This is a genomic window from Streptomyces sp. NPDC127092, assembly GCF_042722475.1.
Taxonomy (GTDB): domain Bacteria; phylum Actinomycetota; class Actinomycetes; order Streptomycetales; family Streptomycetaceae; genus Streptomyces.
Genome location: NZ_JBHXFE010000389.1, coordinates 1 through 1,090 on the forward strand (window position 1 = coordinate 1; position 1,090 = coordinate 1,090).

Genomic DNA, 1,090 nt, shown 5'->3' on the forward strand with positions numbered 1-1,090 from the left:
GTGCTCGACGTGGCCACCCTCACCGGCGCCCAGCTGGTCGCCCTCGGCGTGCGCCACACGGGCGTCATGGGTGACGACGCGCTGCGCGACGAGGTCGTCGCCGCGGCCGACGCGGCCGGGGAGCTCGCGTGGGGCATGCCCCTGCCGGAGCAGCTGCGCGCCTCGCTCAATTCGCGCGTCGCAGACATCTCCAACATGGGCGACCGCTTCGGCGGCATGATGACCGCCGCCACCTTCCTGCGCGAATTCGTCGACGCCGGACGGTCGGAGGGCGACGCCGCCGCGCGGACCCCCTGGGCCCACCTCGACATCGCCGGTCCCTCCTTCAACGAGTCGGCCGCGTACGGCTACACCCCGCAGGACGCCACCGGCGTGATGGTGCGGACCCTGTTGGGTCTCATCGAGGGGCGTGCCCGGTAAGGTTGGTCCCGATGTCCACCGCATCCCCGGCCGCGCGGCCCGCCGCCGACGGCCGGGGGTGGCGGTGACGCACCACCACCACGATCCACCGACCCCAGCACCAAGGAGCAACACCGTGGCCGACAAGGCAACCGCTCAGGAATTCGACGTCCTCGTCCTCGGCGGTGGCTCCGCCGGGTACGCCGCAGCCCTGCGTTCCGTGCAGTACGGCAAGTCCGTCGCCCTCGTGGAGAAGTCCAAGGTCGGCGGCACCTGCCTGCACTGGGGCTGCATCCCCACGAAGGCCTACCTGCACGCCGCCGAGGTGGCCGACGAGACCCGCAACGCCGCCAAGTTCGGTATCAACGCGACCCTCGAGTCCGTGGACATGGCGAAGGTGCGCGACTACAAGGACGGCATCGTCGCCGGCAAGCACAAGGGTCTGGCCGGCCTGCTGAAGATGCGCAAGGTCCAGGTCATCGAGGGCGAGGGCAAGCTCGTCTCGAAGAACGAGGTCGAGGTCGACGGCACCCGTTACACGGCGGAGAACATCGTGCTGGCCTCCGGCTCCGTGGCCAAGACCATGGGCCTGCCCATCTCCAAGAAGATCATGACCTCCACGGAGGCCCTCGAGCTGGACTACACCCCGAAGTCGGCCATCGTGCTCGGCGGCGGTGTCATCGGCTCCGAG

1 protein-coding gene and 1 pseudogene are annotated in these 1,090 nt (G+C 70.0%); both read left to right on the forward strand.

Features of this window, described 5'->3' with window-relative positions; translation table 11 throughout:
* Window positions 1-420 (forward strand): annotated as a pseudogene (locus tag ACFWJO_RS40700) (leucyl aminopeptidase); the annotation flags it as partial.
* A 115-nt stretch (window positions 421-535) separates the two neighbouring features.
* Window positions 536-1,090, forward strand: a 555-nt coding sequence (locus ACFWJO_RS40705; protein WP_386873432.1) for an FAD-dependent oxidoreductase, incomplete at its 3' end; no start/stop codon positions are given.